The organism is Rhodococcus globerulus NBRC 14531, assembly GCF_001894805.1.
Taxonomy (GTDB): domain Bacteria; phylum Actinomycetota; class Actinomycetes; order Mycobacteriales; family Mycobacteriaceae; genus Rhodococcus_F; species Rhodococcus_F globerula.
Map to the genome: position 1 here is coordinate 118,163 of NZ_BCWX01000001.1, position 18,121 is coordinate 136,283.

At 64.2% G+C, this 18,121-nt stretch carries 13 protein-coding genes and 1 pseudogene; 5 read left to right on the forward strand and 9 right to left on the reverse strand.

Annotation, left to right across the window (positions count from 1 at the left end; translation table 11 throughout):
* Position 1: 1 nt before the first annotated feature.
* Positions 2-808: a class I SAM-dependent methyltransferase gene (locus RG2_RS00585; protein WP_051730282.1), complete on the reverse strand. Its 807-nt coding sequence runs from the start codon at positions 806-808 to the stop codon at positions 2-4.
* A gap of 153 nt (positions 809-961) precedes the next feature.
* On the opposite strand from RG2_RS00585, the gene RG2_RS00590 reads away from it, so the two are divergent.
* Complete coding sequence (locus tag RG2_RS00590; RefSeq protein ID WP_033231706.1) at positions 962-2,182, forward strand: glycosyltransferase family 4 protein; 1,221 nt, start codon at positions 962-964, stop codon at positions 2,180-2,182.
* On the opposite strand, the gene RG2_RS00595 is transcribed toward RG2_RS00590, so the two are convergent.
* Positions 2,123-3,856 (reverse strand): MmpA family trehalose lipid delivery protein, encoded by a 1,734-nt coding sequence (locus tag RG2_RS00595; protein WP_033231705.1) that lies wholly within the window; start codon positions 3,854-3,856, stop codon positions 2,123-2,125. The two genes, RG2_RS00590 and RG2_RS00595, sit on opposite strands and share 60 nt — an antisense overlap.
* A gap of 33 nt (positions 3,857-3,889) precedes the next feature.
* Between RG2_RS00595 and RG2_RS00600 the strand changes: the two genes are divergently transcribed.
* The gene (locus tag RG2_RS00600) at positions 3,890-5,086 is read left to right on the forward strand and encodes a polysaccharide biosynthesis protein (protein ID WP_033231704.1); all 1,197 of its coding nucleotides are present in this window, start codon (positions 3,890-3,892) and stop codon (positions 5,084-5,086) included.
* A 104-nt stretch (positions 5,087-5,190) separates the two neighbouring features.
* Here RG2_RS00600 and pgfA read toward each other — a convergent pair whose 3' ends face one another.
* Complete coding sequence (gene pgfA, locus RG2_RS00605; protein WP_033231703.1) at positions 5,191-6,315, reverse strand: cell envelope lipid trafficking protein PgfA; 1,125 nt, start codon at positions 6,313-6,315, stop codon at positions 5,191-5,193.
* 219 nt (positions 6,316-6,534) lie between these two features.
* On the opposite strand from pgfA, the pseudogene RG2_RS00610 reads away from it, so the two are divergent.
* A pseudogene (locus tag RG2_RS00610) lies at positions 6,535-7,581 on the forward strand (acyltransferase family protein); the annotation flags it as partial.
* Between the two features lie 23 nt (positions 7,582-7,604).
* On the opposite strand, the gene RG2_RS32595 reads toward RG2_RS00610, so the two are convergent.
* From RG2_RS32595 to RG2_RS00630, 4 genes are all read right to left on the reverse strand, one after another.
* Positions 7,605-11,903: an alpha-(1->3)-arabinofuranosyltransferase gene (locus RG2_RS32595; protein ID WP_033231701.1), complete on the reverse strand. Its 4,299-nt coding sequence runs from the start codon at positions 11,901-11,903 to the stop codon at positions 7,605-7,607.
* 46 nt (positions 11,904-11,949) lie between these two features.
* Positions 11,950-12,123, reverse strand: a complete 174-nt coding sequence (locus RG2_RS00620; RefSeq protein ID WP_072782243.1) for a DUF2613 domain-containing protein — start codon at positions 12,121-12,123, stop codon at positions 11,950-11,952.
* A 118-nt stretch (positions 12,124-12,241) separates the two neighbouring features.
* Positions 12,242-13,330, reverse strand: coding sequence for an isochorismate synthase (locus tag RG2_RS00625; protein ID WP_033231700.1), 1,089 nt, complete (start codon positions 13,328-13,330; stop codon positions 12,242-12,244).
* 34 nt (positions 13,331-13,364) lie between these two features.
* The gene (locus tag RG2_RS00630) at positions 13,365-13,832 is read right to left on the reverse strand and encodes a universal stress protein (protein WP_033231847.1); all 468 of its coding nucleotides are present in this window, start codon (positions 13,830-13,832) and stop codon (positions 13,365-13,367) included.
* A 102-nt stretch (positions 13,833-13,934) separates the two neighbouring features.
* On the opposite strand from RG2_RS00630, the gene RG2_RS00635 reads away from it, so the two are divergent.
* Both RG2_RS00635 and RG2_RS00640 read left to right on the forward strand, forming a co-directional pair.
* Positions 13,935-15,116 carry a glycoside hydrolase family 3 N-terminal domain-containing protein gene (locus RG2_RS00635; RefSeq protein WP_033231846.1) on the forward strand — a complete coding sequence of 394 codons (1,182 nt, stop codon included), beginning with the start codon at positions 13,935-13,937 and terminating at the stop codon, positions 15,114-15,116.
* A gap of 71 nt (positions 15,117-15,187) precedes the next feature.
* Complete coding sequence (locus tag RG2_RS00640) at positions 15,188-15,787, forward strand: TetR/AcrR family transcriptional regulator (protein ID WP_033231699.1); 600 nt, start codon at positions 15,188-15,190, stop codon at positions 15,785-15,787.
* 89 nt (positions 15,788-15,876) lie between these two features.
* Here RG2_RS00640 and RG2_RS00645 read toward each other — a convergent pair whose 3' ends face one another.
* Both RG2_RS00645 and RG2_RS00650 read right to left on the reverse strand, forming a co-directional pair.
* Complete coding sequence (locus tag RG2_RS00645; RefSeq protein ID WP_033231698.1) at positions 15,877-16,740, reverse strand: MaoC/PaaZ C-terminal domain-containing protein; 864 nt, start codon at positions 16,738-16,740, stop codon at positions 15,877-15,879.
* Positions 16,740-18,086 carry a 3-oxoacyl-ACP reductase gene (locus tag RG2_RS00650; protein ID WP_033231697.1) on the reverse strand — a complete coding sequence of 449 codons (1,347 nt, stop codon included), beginning with the start codon at positions 18,084-18,086 and terminating at the stop codon, positions 16,740-16,742. Before RG2_RS00650 ends, RG2_RS00645 begins: the two co-directional genes overlap by 1 nt.
* Positions 18,087-18,121: the final 35 nt, after the last annotated feature.

Genomic DNA, 18,121 nt, shown 5'->3' on the forward strand with positions numbered 1-18,121 from the left:
GTCAACGCTTCTCGAGGACCACAACGAGGTTGCTCACGAGGAATTCGCGAAGGCCGGGAACACGAACCATCCACCACGCCCAGGACGGGTGATATCGGGGGATCGCGGCGAGTAGTTCACCTTGGTCTGTTCCGCGGGCCCAGCGCAAACCGTCGGTGGCACCCACTTTGAACAGGGACTCTCCGTACTTGTTCTTCGGTTCGCGGCCGGTTGTGCGGCGGTACCGCTTGGCTGCGTATTCACCACCGAAAGCGTGCCACGGACCGGTCTCGTGCCCTCCGAACGGACCCCACCACAGGGTGTACGAGAGGACCATCAGTCCGCCGGGTTTGGTGACGCGCAGCATTTCCTCCGCCATGAGCCACGGCTCGCTGACGTGTTCCGCCACGTTCGAGGAGAAGCAGATATCGACCGACGAATCCCGAAAGGGCAACGCCAGGCCTGATCCGCGCACCGCGCCGCCGACGGTCAGGCCCGCGGCATGCATTTCCGACGGATCGGGTTCGACCGGGATGTAGCGGGCACCGGCAGCTTGGAACACTTCCGCGAAGTAGCCCGGTCCGCCGCCGACGTCGAGGACGGTGAGGCCGTCGAGCGTGTGACCGGTGTGACCTTCATGCAGGTCGGAGATCAATTCGACGGAATCGCGAGCGAGCGCGCCGTAGAAGATGTCAGGCGCGGTCTGCTCGTGGCGGAAGTCGCTGAGCAAGCCGACGGATCGTTTGAGGGTTGCCCGTCGGCCGAAAATGCGGGTCACTGCGGGCTTGGTCACGAGAATCAACTTTAGCGACTGCGACTTCTGCTCCATGAACACCGTCAATTTCACTGTGAGGAGCGCGGCAATACGGACGCGGAAACAGTTAGGGTGTTCCGCAGGGTTACCGACCGGTCAGGGTGGGCATCCCCCGCAGGACCACTCGCATCCGCGCCGGTCACCGACGAGCTCTAGGGAGTAACGCACGTGCACGAGGTTCTGTTGCTCTGTTGGCGTGACACCGGGCATCCGCAGGGCGGCGGAAGTGAGCGGTACCTCGAACAGGTCGGAACCCAGTTGGCGGCGCGCGGAATCAAGGTGACTCTGCGGACGGCGTCGTACCCGGGTGCGCCCGCCGCCGAGTATCGAGACGGCATCACCATCAGTCGTTCCGGCGGACGTTTCAGCGTGTACCCGCGGGCACTGGCCGCGATTGCGGCCGGACGCCTCGGGTTCGGTTCCCTGAAAGGCCTTCACCCCGACGCCGTGGTCGACACGCAGAACGGGATTCCCTTCTTCTCGAAGATGGTGGCCGGTGCGCCGGTCACGCTGCTCGTGCACCATTGCCACCGCGAACAGTGGCCGGTGGCAGGCACACTCGTCGGACGGATCGGGTGGTGGGTGGAATCGCGCCTGTCGCCGAAGCGTCACAGCGACAACCAGTATTTGACGGTGTCACTACCCTCGGCAGAGGAACTGGTGGATCTGGGGGTCGACCGCGATCGAATTGCCGTGGTGCGCAACGGAGCTGATCGTCTTCCGATGGGCGTCGACGCGGGTGGTTCGATCACCCGGGCGATCCGGCCTACCATGTCGGTGCTCTCGCGGTTGGTGCCGCACAAGCAGATCGAAGACGCGCTCGAAGCGGTTGCGACACTTCGCCCGACGCAGCCCGAACTTCACCTCGACGTCATCGGCGGCGGTTGGTGGGAGCAGAACCTGCGTGATCGCGCTGCCGAACTCGGGATCGGCGACGCGGTGACATTCCACGGGCACGTCGACGAGTCCCGCAAACATGAACTGTTGGCGCAGTCCTGGATTCACCTCATGCCGTCCCGCAAGGAAGGGTGGGGCCTCGCCGTCATCGAGGCCGCGCAACACGGAGTTCCGACTGTTGGTTACCGCAGTTCCAAGGGGTTGACCGATTCCATCGTCGACGGCGTGACGGGTCTTCTGGTAGGCGGCGAAAGTGTCGGCGACGGCGATGTGGCGGAATTGACGCAGGCTGCAGGCACCCTGTTGCAGGATCACGAACTGCGGACGGTGCTCGGTGAGAAAGCTCGGGTGTGGTCGAGCGAATTCTCGTGGGAACAAACGGGAACCGGTGTTTTCGAGGTTTTGTCGGCCACGACGGTCGGACAGCGCGTTTCAGGTCTTGTCACGTCGCGCGAGTCGAATCCGGTTCTGGTTCAGTCCGAGCACGAGTAGAGCCGCAACGCCCGTCATCACCCAGGCGATGTGGGCGAGCGCGACGATGATCCGGGCAGATGCCGAAGCCTGGTGCAGTGCAACATCTCCGGGCACCCGGTACAGCTCGAGATAGTTGTCTGCGAACACTCTCTCGAGGTTGCGCAGCGCCGCGTCGTCGGATCGGCCAGGAGTGTCGAGTTCCACCAGCACCCAGCCGACGCCAAGGGCCGCGAGTTCGGTGCTGCTTCCGCCCGTGAGGAGGAGTTCCTCGATCTGGGCGGCGCGTGTTCCCTCGCCGCCGACAGAGCCACCGGCCACGATCAGTTCGCCGGTCTGCAGTACATCTAGCGGGAGAAATCGCGGAGCCGGATCGAGAACCGGAGCGTCACCGGTGTAGGAGAAGGCTCGAAACATTCCGGTGGGAAGCACTGCCACATCACCGGTTTCGCCTCGCAACTGCTCGGCGACAACGGTCCAGGACTGCGGATACTGCACCGGTTTCAGAGCCCCGCCGACGCCCCACGCGAGGTCGGGCAGAGCCATGACCGTCACGACAACAGCGGCGATCGACCACGTAGGGCGCGGAAGCGTGAAGCGTCGCTGTGCCCACATCACGCCCGCTGCCGCGGACAGTCCGTAGAACGGCGCCGCCAGCGCCACCCATTTCTGTGAATCGCGGAGCAGGCCTGCGCCGGAGAAGTATTCGACCGACCAGCGACCAACACCCAGGCCCCACGGTGTCGCGCCGAGTGCCGGGGCCAGGACCGCGACGAGTGCCAGCACTCCCAGGGCGGTGACCACAGGATTGCGACGCCGTCGCCACAGCGCGGGGATACCGCTGAGCACCACGATCAGCAGAAGTAGCGTCCCTACCGCCGCGAAGAGTGTTGTGCGAGAGTCCGGGACGGCAGCGGAGTTCCAGACGCCGCTCAGCCCGGCGACGCTGCCGAGCGTTCCGAGGCCCGGTTCCGCGCGGGCGGCAAAGGCTGCCACACCGGCGGGATCGGAACCGTCGGCGGCGCCGCTCGACAGAAGTGTTGCCGCGAGCCACGGCGAGGCAGTGATCAGGAAGAGCGCGAGGACGCCGCTGACGCGTCGTAGAACCGACGTTCGCCCGCCCGGGGAGGCTACGGCCACCAACGCGATGGTCAATCCCAGGAGCGCGCCGGTAGGTGTCAGGCCCGCGAATGCCAGCGATGCGGCCAATGCCCACCAGGCGCCGGGCTGAGCGCGTCGAACCCCGATGCCCGCGATCACGATCCACGGCAAAGCGCCGTACCCGGCCAACAGGCTCCAATGTCCTTGCAGCAGACGCTCGGCCACATACGGGTTCCACAGCATGACCGTTGACGCCACCAACTGCGGCCCGAGCCCGGCTGTCGGCAGCAGGGCTCGGACCAAGCGGGCAGCGCCCCACCCCGCCAGCCACAGTGCGGCGAGGAGTAGCGCCTTCACCACCAACCCGCCGTCGACAACCGTGCTCAATGCCGCGATCAGCGCATCCTGCGGCACGGCCCGGGCGGCGGCGTCGGTGAGCCCGAGGGCGGAGTCGGTGAGGTACGACCGGGGAGTGCTGACAGCGTCGCGCAGCAGTAGATAACCGGGACCGAGCAGTGGTCCGAGGATCAACAATGTCAACGCCAGGCTGTACACCGCGGCCACGACGCTGTGGTGTTTCGGCCGCACTGTCATGACGGGCACGATACGTGGTGCATCATTGGTCGCATGGCCCGCCAACCTCTTGATCGTTCCGCTGCGGCCGGGGTCAGTATGGTGTTGGCCGGTTCGATGACGGCAAATGTTGCGTCGTATCTGCTGGCCTGGTTGGCAAGTCGCTGGTTGGGTCCGGCGGGCTACGGAGAATTCGCCAGTCTTCTCGCCGCGCAGTTGGTGCTGGCCGTGCCGGCGTTGGCGCTGCAAACAGTGGTCGCCCGAGAGGCTGTGCGCGGCAAGAGCGCTGACACATTGCGATCGCTCGGGTACAGATGCGCAGCGATCGTGGCTGTTCTGGCGGTGGTGCTGACCCCGGCGATGGCGTGGCTACTCGACACCGGAATAGTTGCAGCGTTCTCGGCTCTTGTGACGGCGCCGATGCTGGTGCTGCTGGCGACGGAGCAGGGATTGTTGCAGGGGCACGGCCGGTTTGGCGTGCTCAGCGCAGTCCTGGCCGGTGCGGGTGTGATGAAAGTTCTTCCCGCAGTGGCAGTCCTGGCGCTGGGCGGAGCTGCGGCCGCAGCGTTGGTGGCGAGCGCGGCCGGAACGGCGGTTCTGGTCGCGGTTGTCCGGGTGCTTGACCGCACGGCGCCGGTGAGCGAGAACAAAGCAGTGCGGATCGGTGTTGTATCCGTGCTCGCCGCCTCCCAGGTTCAGCTCGCCCTGATTGCGTTGTCGTCGCTGGACCTGCTTGTCGTGCGCGTGGTTCTGAGCGAATACGACGCGGGTGTGTACGCACTGGGCGCCGTCGCGACCAAAGCCGCGTTCTGGCTGCCACAAGCGGTTGGTGTTGTCCTGTACCCGAAGATGGCCAATCCAGCCCAATCGGCGCAGGCCGTTCGCACAGCTTTGGCTGTGTTGGTGGGAATCGGGGCTGTGCTGGTGCTCGGCGCGGCCCTCGCCGGTCCGTTGGTACCGATCCTGGTGGGCGACGCCTACGCTGCCGTGGCACCGATGCTGTGGGCCTTTGCATTGCACGGTGCCGTCCTTGCAGTGCTGCAGTGCGCCCTGCTGTCCGCAATCGCGTCGGAACGCACGAGAGTCGCCGTGCTGGCCTGGATCGGATTGGCCGTCGAGGCCGTCGTGATGCTCCTGTGGGCAACGACGCCGGGGCAGTTGATCGGGACAGCGGTTGTCGTGGCGTCGGTGACGGCGGTGGCGGTCTCTGTTGCTGCAGTGCGCAGCGCAGACCGGGCAAGCGCGAGCTAGCAACCCCTGTAGCTAGCAACCCCTGTATGAAGCGAGCACCCCTTCCGACTAGCTGGAAGGGGTGCTCGCTTCATACAACCTGTGCCAGGTTCACTGGCGACGTGCTATTCCTTGCGCAGATCCGGGCGCGGGATCACCTGGGTGTCGTCGTTGGTCCAGTCGTGTTCGCCGGGAGCGGGGGTACCTGCTCCGCTCGGAGACTGGCCACCGCCGCCGTGTGCAGGCGCCGGGGTTCCGCCCTTACCGCCGCGCACACCGAGGAAGATGCCGGCGATCAGAGCGATCACGCCGAGGACGCCGGCGACGATCGGAACGGTGCGGCCGACAAGGTTGAGCGTGTCCATGCCGTCCTGCGCCTGTTGGATCTGGTACTCGATGGTCTCTTCGTCGAACGGCAGCGTGACGTTGAGGACGTCGACGTCGACGGAGTTCTTGTTGCGGCCGTAGTACTGGTGCAGCTGCTCCTGGCCCTTGATGACAACACCGGTCTTGGGCTCGACCCACAGGTCACGGACGTTGGTGTACCAGCGTGTCATCGTGACGGGGGTGGAGCCGCCGGGAACGCCCCAGGTGTCGGCAGGCAAGGTGAGCTTGTTCGTGGGGGAGTTGACGACCTTGGACAGGTCGACGGGCTCGATGGTCTGGTTGAAGTGGTAGACCTTCATGCCGTTGATCTCGGTCTCTTCGACGAAGTTGATGTCGTAGTTCGCGCGAGCGTTGAGATCGAAGTAGGGGTAGGTCTGCTGCTCCGTGTTGAACGGGAACTTGTACTGCAGACCCTCGCGGGAAACTTCTTCCGCCGGCTGATCAGCTGACGTCTGGATCGTTCCGACCGGATCGTTGGTCGGCATCGAGCTGACGCGGTCCAGGGTGACGGTGTCGACGGTTGCCGTCAGCAGGCCGCTCTCGCCCTGCTTGTCGGTGCGGATGACAGTCTGGCCGGCCTGGACGGTGATGTCGTCGGCGTTGGACGGTTCCTGCGTCGTGACGTAGCGCTGAGCAACGATCGGGACGTTCTTGTCGACCTGAGCTTTGCCGGCAAGTAGCGCGGCAGAGTTGAGGACGCTGCCGTTGCCCGTGGCGATCGTGGTGACCTCGAGGTCGAGCGGCGTCTTCTCCAACTTGCCGACCATGTAGGTGGGAATGAGAACAGCGATGGCCAAGAGGAAGGCGCCGAGACCTACCAGAATGCAAGGAAGTATCCGGCTCGACCCTGAGCGTTCCGCCATGCTGGGACTCCTACCCGTTAGTAGTTTAGACGTGGTGCAACCTGCACAATATGAGTTGTGCTGGCCGTATGGGGTCACAGTAGAACCCATGTGTGGCAGAACACTAACAGTCCAGCGGCCCGGTTTGTCGCATGAGGTGGCGATTTGGCCTCGCATTTTTTTACAGGGCGTCCGGATGGTTTAAGGCGAACGTGCCCCGGTGCACACTTATCCGTGATGATGAGTCCCGTGAATTCTTCCGCAGCCGTCCCGCCGCAGGCCCGTGGCTTCGTTCCGGCCTTGGACGGTATGCGAGGTTTGGCAGCGCTCGGGGTTCTGGTGACCCACGTCGCGTTCCAGACGGGCGAGGCTCAGTCGGGCGCGATCGGTCGGGCTTTCGGGCGGCTCGACCTGGCCGTTGCAGTGTTCTTTGCGCTGTCCGGGTTTCTGTTGTGGCGTCCGCATGCGGCCGCTGCCCGCGGAATCGGTCGGCCACAGGCCACCGTGCGGTACTGGATTTCCCGAGCGACGCGCATTCTTCCCGCGTACTGGGTGGCAGTGACGCTGATTCTCCTGTTCCTGCCAGGTGCAGGCGGTGGCTATCAGGTGTGGCTGGCGAACCTCGGCCTGGTGCAGGTCTTTGTTCCGCTCACCCTCACCGAGGGGCTCACTCAGATGTGGAGCCTGTCGGTCGAGGTGATGTTCTATCTGTTGCTGCCGTTGTTCGCGGTTCTCCTGGTACGCCTGCGCGGGAGCAGTGCCCGGTTCCGGATCCCACTTCTCACCGTTGTCTCGCTGATTGCTCTCAGTTGGGCGTTCCTGCCGATTCCCGCGCCGGATTTCATCCACCACGACAATTGGTTGCCGGGATACCTGCCGTGGTTCGGGGTCGGCATGGTGTTGGCCGAACTCGCCGTCGGAGATTCGACGTGGGTTCACCGTCTGGCGCACCGCCGGCTTCTGCTGACCGGTGTGGCGTTGGTGGCGTTTGTTCTCTCGTGCACCGACCTCGCCGGCCCGGAAGGTCTGGTACGTCCCGAACCTTGGCAGTTCGCCGTCAAGATCGCGCTCGGAGCAATCATCAGCTTTTCGTTGATCGCACCGTTGGTTCTGCGGGACGAGGCGCAGCACCGATTCCTGGCAAGTCCGTTTGCCTTGGCGATCGGTCGTTGGTCGTACGGAATCTTCATCTGGCATCTGGCGGTGCTCAATGCGGTGTTCCCGGTGTTCGGCATCGCGCCGTTCTCCGGCAGCTTCTTCTACGTACTTGCCTTGACGCTTGTTCTGAGTGTGGCTGTCGCGTCGGCCAGCTACGCCTTGGTGGAGGAACCTGCTCGTTTGGCAGTCAAGCGCTGGGAGAACCGTCGCCACATCGGTGAACCCGCAAATGGCAACGCCGCCAACCCCGTGACCACCAACGCCAGCAACATCACGAACTGAATCAGGAACGAATCGCCCACGTATCCGCCGGGTGCTCGCCATGGTCCTGTGGAAAGAAGCGTGATTCCGGCAATTGCTGCCACGCCGGCGGTGCCGACCAGAATTCGGGCTGTGCGATCCGGGCCGACTGCTCGCACGAGCGCCAGCGCGACGAGTGAGCACGCCACGAAGATCCCGGTTCCCACGACGCCGCCGATCACGGTGGCAGCCACAGCCACACCCAGCCACCCCGCTACGACGCTGTGCCACGGGCGCGGCGGCACGTTGGGCTTCGGTACACGCCGCACCGGAATCAGGGCAGCGAGGAACAGAGGGATCAGCAGCATCAGGCCGCCGAAGATGCCCAGGCGGTACCAGCGGTCGCTGGGGAAATCGAGGGTAATCGTTCCGGACGTGCCTGCGGGCACTATCCAGCCTTGCTGCCAACCGTTCACCACTACCGGAGTCAGCTCGGAACCGTCGGGCGCGGTAGCGATCCAGCCGATGCTGGTGCTTTCGGGGTTCACGATCAACTGATCGGTCGCCGATGCGGTGACGGCAAGTTCGCGATGGTTTTCTGTCCATGCTGTCGAGGTGAGAGCGCTCTGGCTCTGTAGTGGGAGGGGATCGGAGCCAACTGTCGTGAGATCCAGGTTGTCGACGGAGAACGCCGCTCCCGGCTCGACCGAGACCTCCGGCTGACCCGCTGGTAACAGTGCCGTTCCGGTGGGGCCGCACACGCTCACCACGATGGGAGCGCTGGTACGGAGCTCATGCGCCGTGGTCTCGATCGACGTCGGGAACTGTTGCCCGGCAATGGTGATCGTGGGACCGATACCGCACGGGACCGTGATCTGACGGTTATCGAGCCTGTTGTCGGTCTGTACGCCGGAATCGGCGACGACTGTGCCGTCCGCACCGATCACGCCGACTTCCGCAAACCCGGTGGGCTGTACCTGAGCGAAGCCGAGCGCGTTCTGATCGAGAACGGGATCCCAATCGGTGATGCTCAGGACGATCGTGTCGGTGACAAAGGGGGACAGGGGCACTCGCGTGTCGCCCTCCGGCAACTCGCGAACCTGAGGCCCGTTCCCGAGGTTGACGGCAACACTGGTGGGCGGTGACGGCAGGATTCCGACGCTGGGGGTGATATCCAGTGCTGTCACCAGTGTCGGTTCCGGAAGAGTCAGCGTGAGAGTCGGTTTCGGGCCACCCGGCTCGGTGGTGCTCTGCGGTGCCGACCACGTTGTCCGCGCGTCGCCGTCGGTGGCGGCAAAGGCTGAACCACGGGTGTCGCCGATGTCGCTCGAGCCTGATGCGGTGATGCGGCCGGGGACGGTGAGAAGTGAGTCCAGCTCGCTGCCCTGTCGGGCCCGAACCGTCAGTTCGGCTGTGACAGAAGTATTTTCCGGGACACTCAGAGTGCGCTGGAATCGACTCGGCTCCTCGGCAATCGCCATGAAGGCGTTGCTGCAGCGCACTCGATCGGCGCTGTCGGCGCAGGAATCTCGGCCCGGGAACTCCTGCGTCAGATTCCAGGACGTCACCGACGCGTCGTTGGGAACCGCTGGCAGCACGGTGTCGAACGTGATGGGCACGAATGTGGGCGCACTGCGGTCGGAGAAGTCCTCCACCGACAGTTCGCTGATGCCGAACTGTGTTCCCGCCGAGCCATTTTCGGTGTGCGTCGCTGTTACTCGCACCCAAGGTGTGGTGCCGCCCGGAATCGATACCGCGACGGGTTCACCCGGCCGGTCGACCTTGACAGCCTTGGTTCCGTTGGGAGTGGATATCTCGAGCCACTTGACCGGAGCGCCGATCGCAGCTGCACTGGTGGTCAGATGCAGTAGACCGCTCGAGATGGGAGTGTCGAAGTCGATCTGCAGCCACTGCCCCAACGCGCGCTCGATTCCGTTGCTGAACCATCCGGTGCCCGGATCGCCGTCCACCGTTGCGGCAGGGCTACTCGACGGCGAGGTCCCGCCAAGCTGGGTGGCGTCGGAGGCGCTACTGGAGACTGTGATCTCGGCGCCGTTCCAACGGCCTTGCACCAGCGGCGTATCGGTGACGGGGTAGTCGGGAACCAGGTTGTACGTGCGTCGCTCGCTGTCCGGTGTCCGCAGAGCCGAACTGTGATTGTCGACCTGTCCGAAATCGGTTTCACGGTCACGCGGTGTGTCGGTGACGGTGAGCGCATCGACCGGTAGTCCGGCCGCCGCGGCGTCGGCGGCAAAAACGACGGGACCGGTGCCGGGAAGTGTTCCACTTTCATGAAGGCGGAGAACGGCTTCCGGTCCGCCCTGAACCACGGGAACCTGATCGAGATCCACCGAGTACGGGCCGCTGAGCGCAGTGCTTCCGTCAGGCGGCGTGACCGCGAAGATCTCGATCGGTGAGTAGTCGGGTCGCAGGTCGCTGTCGGCCACCAGCCCGTCGATGGGCTCCGGGTGGACGTTCTCACCGAACTCGGCGACCTTCGTGATGCCGGGGGAACCGTCGACGGCTTGGTGAACGAGGAGCGGGCGGGCTGAGCGTGAGGTGTCGCCGTCGAGGTCGTTGCGCATCACGAGGTAGTGAATGCCCTGGCCGAGCAGAGTCTGCGCGAGACCGTCGGAGGGGCGACCGTCCGCGATCAGGCGCTGTACCGAATCGAGGGCGCGGATGGCGCCGGGCGGTGTCAGCGGGACGGAGTCTCGCACGGCCCACGGTGTGGTGGCCAGTGCTTGCAGCGGCTCGTCTCGGGTCAGTCCCCACACCTGGCTGCCGAACGGTGCTCCCGGGATGACAAGGGCGCGCTCGGCTTCGGAGCCGGGTGCGGTGTTGTCCTCGAGCCACTGCGCGGCTTCGGTCCAGTACGACGGCACCTCGGGGTACGCGCCGCGCGGTGCGAGTTTGCCGGTCCACGCCAAGGCGGTCGAGAGGGTGAGAGCCACCAGGATCAGGGACGTCAACGCCACCATCGGTTCGCGCTCGGGATGAGCGAAGGCGCGTCGCCACCGCGGCATCGGAACCGAACCGGGCAAGGGAACTTTTGCCAGGAGATGCGCGAGGCCGAGAACCAACGGCAGACGCACGAGTGGTTCGAGTTTGTGGACGTTGCGCAGCGGTGCGCCCGCGGAGTCCAGGAACAGGCGCACTTGATCGGAGATCGGGGAGCTGAGTTCGCCGACGTATCCCGCAGCCAAACCGGTGATGCCGACAAACAAGATGAGCGTCAGGCGTCCGCGGGCGGGCATCGACCGCATGCAGAGTCCGGCGAGTCCGGCGGCGGCAACCAGTCCGGTGGCGACAACGGCCGCCGGTTGGGTTACGAGGACCGCGCCTGCGATGCGTTCGGGTGAGACGAAGGGCGTCCAACTGTCCGTGCCGCGCAGGATCTCCGCGAGTGACGCCCATTGCGTCGTGACGCCGGCCGATTCGATGTAGTCGAGGAACGGTGGGCTGACCTTGCCGAGCAGCAGGAGCGGGACGATCCACCACAGCGTGCCCAGCGCAACAAACAGGGCCCACCACGCGGTGAAGGTCAGCCACGCCCGGTTGGGTTTGTGCGAGAGCCACCAGATGACGGCGACGAGGCAGGCCGCGGCGGTAGCGATGGCATTGATCGAACCCATGAGCGCAACGGCGAGGCCGGACTGGGCGGCCAATTTCCACTGTGCGCGTTTGTGGTAGTCCGGGCTACCGGAAAGGCGCACAGGGTGGAACGCCCAAATCACCGGCAACAGCACCCACGGCGCCAACATCATCGGCAGGGTTTCCGAGGAAATCGAGCCGAGAGTTGTCAGAACGCGCGGAGAGAGCGCAAACGCAACTGCGGCGAGGACACGAGAACTGCGGCTACCGACACCCAGCGCCTCGGCGACGCGGACGATGCCCCAGAACCCGGCAATCAGCAGCAGCGCCCACCAGATGCGCTGCGTGATCCACGGCGGGATGTGGGCGAGTTCGCCCAACGCAAAAAACGGCCCGTGCGGGAAAAAGTAACCGTAGGCCTGATTTTGCACCTGGCCAAGCGGGGCCTGACTACTCCACTGATGCGAAGCACGTTCGAGGAAGCCGAACGGATTCTGCGTCAGGTCGTACTTGGTGTCGGCGGTGATCAGCCCTGGCGACTGGAAAAAGGTGAGAAGAAACGCTACAACGGAGGCGCCGAACAGCCACCGCTTCGACAGAGGCTCTGCCGAAGGCACAATGGTGCCTTCGGCGGAAGAACGGGAACTCGCGAGGCCTGCGCTCTCAGCGGCTGCCGTACTCAACCTGGTTCAGGACGGAAGAATCGGCATTTCCGCTGCGGTCGATGTCGGGACGAGTGTTGTCCGCAGCTACAGCCGTGGCACCGAAGATTGCAGCAGCGCCCAGAACGACGCCGACGACAGCGCTGGCCACACCGGGGACAAGGAACTTCGTCATCGTGGATCTCCCAATAGGTCGTGTCGGTCGGCCGGGACTTACCGGTCCGTACGAACTGTTCGCGTCAAGGTATCACTCGCTGCCGAGAATTCGGACGATTGGCCCCGCAGCGGACTGATTAGTTTGTGTCCGAGACGCCCAGCGCCGTGAGCAATGTCCGCAATTTGGTGGTTGTCTCGTCCAATTCGTCCTGTGGGTCCGAATCTGCAACGATCCCGCCCCCTGCGCTTGCCCAGGCAGTTCGACCGTCGGCGCTGATTTCGGCGCATCGGATCGCGACCACCCAGTCGCCGTCGCCGGCGTTGTCGCACCACCCCACTGCGCCGCCGTAAAAGCGTCGCGGCTCCTCGGTCTCGCGGATGACGTTCAATGCCGCGCTGGTGGGTGTTCCGCACAGTGCGGGTGTCGGATGGAGCGCGATTGCCAACTCGAGGGCAGTGGTGGGGTCACGCAGAATGCCGCGGATCGGGCTGGCCAGGTGCCAGACCTCATGGGTACTGGTCAATTCTGGCGTCGACGGGATCGACAACTCACTGCACAGCGGGCCGAGGACGTCCCGAATCCAGTCGGTGACAAAGGCATGCTCGGCAAGATTCTTCGTCGAACTCAGAAGGCTGTCGCCGGCAACCCGATCCGCCTCGGTTTCAGCTGTCCGACGCGCGGATCCCGCGAGCGGACGGCAGGTCACGACATTTCCGCGTCGGCTCACAAGAACCTCGGGTGTCGCGCCGACCAGAGAGTGGCCGACGAAATCGGTTCCGGCAGCGCTGAGGTCGACGGCAAATGTATTTGCCGCGGGATTGAGCGTAGCCATCCGAGCCGCGAGTGCTGTTGGTGAGATGGGAGATTCGGCGCGAAGTTCGACGGTCCGAGCCGAGACCACCTTGCCCAGGTCGCCGTCACGCAGACGGGTGACCAGTTTCTCCACTCGTCGAAGGTGATCTGCCGGTGACGGAATTTCTCGCACTGCATGCGTGTGCGGCAAGTCCACTGAAGTGTCCGAACGCCACGCGCTGCCGGTAACGGTTACTTCGGCCGGTTCGTACAACGCCGTCGCTCCAGACGGGTCGAAGGGGAGAGCACCGACGATCAGAGTCGCCGAACCTTCCGACAATGCATGCGTCGCCGCGCCCGCGTCGTCGAAACTGCGTCGTACGCCGCGGGTGAGCACGCTGTGATCAGGCCGAGAGAGAACAAAACCGTCCATGGTGACTAGAACACTAGTCGCCTGGGACCGACGCTCACTTGCCAGGAGGGACGATCAACACCGGCCGATGACTGTGACGCAGAACATGATCCGCCACGCTGCTCTGCAACAACGAACGCAAACCGGTTGTGCCGCGAGTGCCGGTGACGATGATGTCGACGTCCAATTCGTCAGCAGTCTCCACGATTGCGGACCAGATGGCCGACCGGCATTCGGCACTACGGCCTTCGACGGTCAAACCGGCGGCCTCGGCCAATGCGACGCCTTCCGCGAGAGTTGCCTTGGCATCGGTGTACGCGATGTCCTCGACATCGTCGTCGGGAATCCACTCGGGCTGCATGACACCGGAGAGCCCGGACATCCGGGCGGCTTGGCGAACCATCGGCTCCCAGGCGGTGACAAGAATCGCGCGATTGGCGGACAGGAAACGTCCTGCGTACTCGACGGCACGTCGGGCGTTCTCGGAACCGTCGTACGCGATGAGCATCAGTCCTTGTGGCATCACGACCTCCTCGTCAGCGGGGAATCGGTTCACGTCCAGGTTACCTTCCTGCCGTGCCGGTGAGGGGAGTGTATGGGTACGGAGTCCGATACCGTCGTAGGAATGCGGATCAAGTTTGTGAAAACGGCAACCACTCTTGCCCTGTGTGGCGGATTGGTGGCGGGATGCTCGGGCGACGGAGGGGACGTGGCAGCGCCATCGACGTCAGCTGCGGCGAGTGTCACGTCCGACATCACGACAACATCGGAGACGTCCACCGCCCTCCCCGCACCTACCGTCTGCGGCAGCGATCTCCTGGCGTCGTTGTCCACCAGGCAGAAACTTGCCCAGCTCCTCAACGTCGGCGTGACCGGTACCGACGACGCATTGGCCATTGTGGCGAGCGAGCAGATCGGTGGCATCTTCGTCGGCAGCTGGACCGATCAGTCGATGCTGACCAATCGTGAAGTACCGCAAGTGGCTTCGGCGTCGAAGATTCCGTTGATGGTGACAATCGACGAGGAAGGTGGCCGGGTGTCCCGCGTCGAGGACATTCTCGGGCCCGATCCGTCGGCGCGTGAGACTGCCGAGACGATGACAGTGGAACAGACGTACCAGATGGCGCTCGAGCGGGGCCGGGGTCTGAAGGACCTCGGCATCACGGTCAATTACGCACCGGACGTCGATGTCAGCTCGCAGCCTGATAATTCGGTAATCGGTGACCGCTCGTACTCGGATGATCCTGCAACAGTGATCGCCTACGCCGGCGCCTATGCCCAGGGAATGCGCGACGCCGGAATCTTCCCGGTGATCAAACATTTCCCCGGACACGGGAGCGCATCCGGAGACTCGCACACCGGGGCGGTGACGACGCCTCCTCTGGAAGACCTGATGAACTCGGATCTTGTTCCCTTCCGGGAGTTGGTGAATACCGGTGTCGGCGTCATGATCGGTCACCTCGAGGTTCCTGGCCTGACAGAACCGGGTGTCCCGGCAAGTATCAGTCCGGCCGCGGTGTCGCTGCTTCGCGACGGAGTAGGTTACGGCGCAGCGCCGTTCACGGGGCCGATCTTCACCGACGACCTCAGCGGTATGCAGGCGATTACCGACCGCTACGATATTGCCGACGCGGTGCAGGCTGCACTGGTGGCAGGCGTGGACCAGGCTTTGTGGCTCACAACCGATGACGTACCGCGGGTGCTCGATCAGCTCGAAGGTGCCGTTGCGTCCGGTGCTTTGCCCCAGACCCGCGTGGACCAGGCTGTAGTGACGGTCGCACAGGCGAAGGGTGCTCTCACCTGCTGAGTCGAAGTGCGATTCGACGCCGGATCTTACCGTAGAGTAAGATAGATACTTACCCTGTGGTTGGAGGATACATGGCCGGTGGCACGAAGAGACTGCCACGCGCGGTACGCGAGCAGCAGATGCTCGACGCGGCCGTGGACGTGTTCTCCGACAGAGGTTTTCACGAAACCTCGATGGACGCCATTGCGGCAAAAGCAGAGATTTCCAAGCCGATGCTGTACCTGTACTACGGCTCCAAGGAAGAACTGTTTGCCGCGTGCATTCATCGTGAAGGTCTGCGTTTTGTCGAAGCCTTGGCTCCTGCAGGCGCACCTGATCTGTCGCCACGTGAGCAATTGCGTGCCGCTCTCGAAGGTTTCCTCGGATTTGTGGGGGCCAACCGAAAATCGTGGATGGTGCTCTACCGTCAGGCCGTCGGGCAGCAGGCTTTTGCGGGCACCGTGCAGACAAGTCGCGACCGGTTGATCGAACTGACAGCGCATCTGCTCGAGTCCAGCACCAAGGATCCGGATGCGTCTCACGACTTCGGGATCATCGCAATCGCCTTGGTCGGTGCCGGTGAGGCCGTGGCCGACCGCGTTGCCGGCGGAGAAATCGAAGTGGACGAGGCAGCCGATCTTCTCGAGTCCTTGGCGTGGCGCGGATTGTCGGGCAAGAAGAAGTCGGAATAGTCCCCAGCCACATCGAGCGAACGTACCTTTCAGCGCCTTGGATGCGCCGAAAGGTACGTTCGCTCAAATGGGGCGGGTGAAAACCAGGCTCAGCGCAGCGTCGCTGTGACGTGCGGGTAGCCCTTCTTCGGGTGCAGTAGCGCCAGATCCCAACCTTCGCCGACGCGATCGGCGTACGCGTTCAGTGTTGCAGGCAGCAGAATCGGCTTACCGAATCGCACGCTGTACGTGACCGTGTCGGCCACATCGCCTTCGACGGTTCGCAGCAGTGCTGCGGCGCTCCACATTCCGTGAGCGATGGTTTTCGGGAATCCGAAAGCCTTGGCGCCCAGGGACGAGACGTGGATGGGGTTGCGGTCCCCGGAAACGGATGCGTACTTGCTGATCGTGGTCTGGTCGACGCGGATGGTGGTCATCGGCATCGGCGGAACCTCGTCGGCCTTCGGTTCCGGTCGGGCTTCGCCGGACAGTGAGGTCTTCTGCTGATTGAGGAACGACGACGTCTGACGCCACACCAGTTCCCGCCCCACCCGAATTTCGGTGATCACGTCGATCAGCAGACCCTTGCGATGCTCGCGCAGGTTCTCGGCGTGCACCGAGAGATCAAGCGGTTCGCTCACGGAGATGGGGCGCAGTGATTCGATGACGTTCTCGGCGTGCACGGAACCGACTGCGGGGAAGGGGAATTCCTTCGACACCATCAGTTTCATCACCGTCGGGAATGCCAAGGTGAATGGGTAGGTGATCGGCAGTGAATCGCCGAATCTCAGACCCGTGACTCGGCAGTACGCGGCCAGATTGTCGGTGTCGACCTTCAATCCGGTGAGGGTGATTCTCTGCTGCGGCACCGAGCGCGAGTCCGACTTGTTCCACGGCATCAACCCGAGCACTGCGCGGGAGTAGATATCGAGGGTTTTGGGTTGCTCGGTGAGTGCGACGGTCTTGGCTGCCATCATGCTCCCAGGAGGCTCTGGCCGCACACGCGAACAACCTGTCCCGTAACGGCATTGGATGCCGGGCTGGCGAAGTAGGCGACCGTCTCGGCGACGTCGACGGTTTCGCCGCCCTGCAGCAGGGAGCTCATGCGGCGGCCGGCTTCGCGGGTCGCGAAGGGGATAGCTGCGGTCATGGCAGTTTCGATGAAGCCGGGTGCCACCGCGTTGATGGTGATGTTCTTCTGTGCCAGGACCGGAGCTTCGGCGTGGACGAGGCCGATGACGCCGGCCTTGGAGGTTCCGTAGTTGGTCTGGCCGCGGTTGCCGGCGATACCGGCGATGGAGGACACGTCGACGACGCGTCCGCCTTCCTTGAGTGCCCCCTTCGCGACAAGGTGCTCGGTGATCTTCTGCGGTGCAAGAAGATTGACGCCGATAACCATGTTCCAGCGGCCTTCGTCCATGTTGGCGAGGGTTTTGTCGCGGGTGATTCCGGCGTTGTGGACGATGATGTCGGCGCCGCCGTGACGCTCCAGCAGATGCGCCGCGAGGACCTCGGCTGCGTCGTCTGCCGTGACGTCGAGTGCGAGGGAGGTTCCGCCGACCTTGTTGGCGGTGGCCGAAAGTGCTTCTCCCGCAGCGGGGATGTCGGCGCAGATCACGTGCGCGCCGTCGCGGGCGAGGACCTCGGCGATGGTGGCGCCGATGCCGCGGGCCGCGCCGGTGACAACGGCTACCTTGCCGTCGAGCGGCTTGTCCCAGTTGGCCGGCGCAACGGAATCTTCATCTCCGACGACGATGACCTGGCCGTCGACAAATGCGGACTTGGCCGAAAGCAGAAAGCGCAGAGTCGATTCGACGCCCGAAAGGCCGGTGGATGCCTTGGGGGAGACGTAGACGAGCTGCGCGGTGGAGCCGCGCTTGATCTCCTTGCCGACGCTGCGGGTGAAGCCTTCGAGAGCTCGCTGCGCGACATGCTCGTCGACGCTCGACGTCTCTTCGGGCGTCGTGCCCAGTACAACAACGCGAGCGCATGATGCGAGATTGCGGATCACGGGCTGGAAGAACTCGAACAGCTGCTCGAGTTCGGTGACCTGTGTGATGCCGGTGGCGTCGAATACCAGCGCGCCGAAGGTGGTGTCGTGGGCCTGCGCGGCGGGGTAATCGGAGAGCAAGACGCGCAGAGGTTCTACGAGTCGGCCTTTACCGCCGATGAGGACCGGTCCGGCCAACGGCGGTTCCCCGGCTTTGTAGCGGCGCAGGTTCTCGGGCCTTGGCAGGCCTGCCTTCGACGCGATGAACGCGCCGGGGCCGGACGAGAGGAACTGTGAATAGAGGTCGGGAGCTCCCTTGCTGGCTGCCACGGTCCTACCTTCTGTCGTGTTTCGGTGTGCCTTGC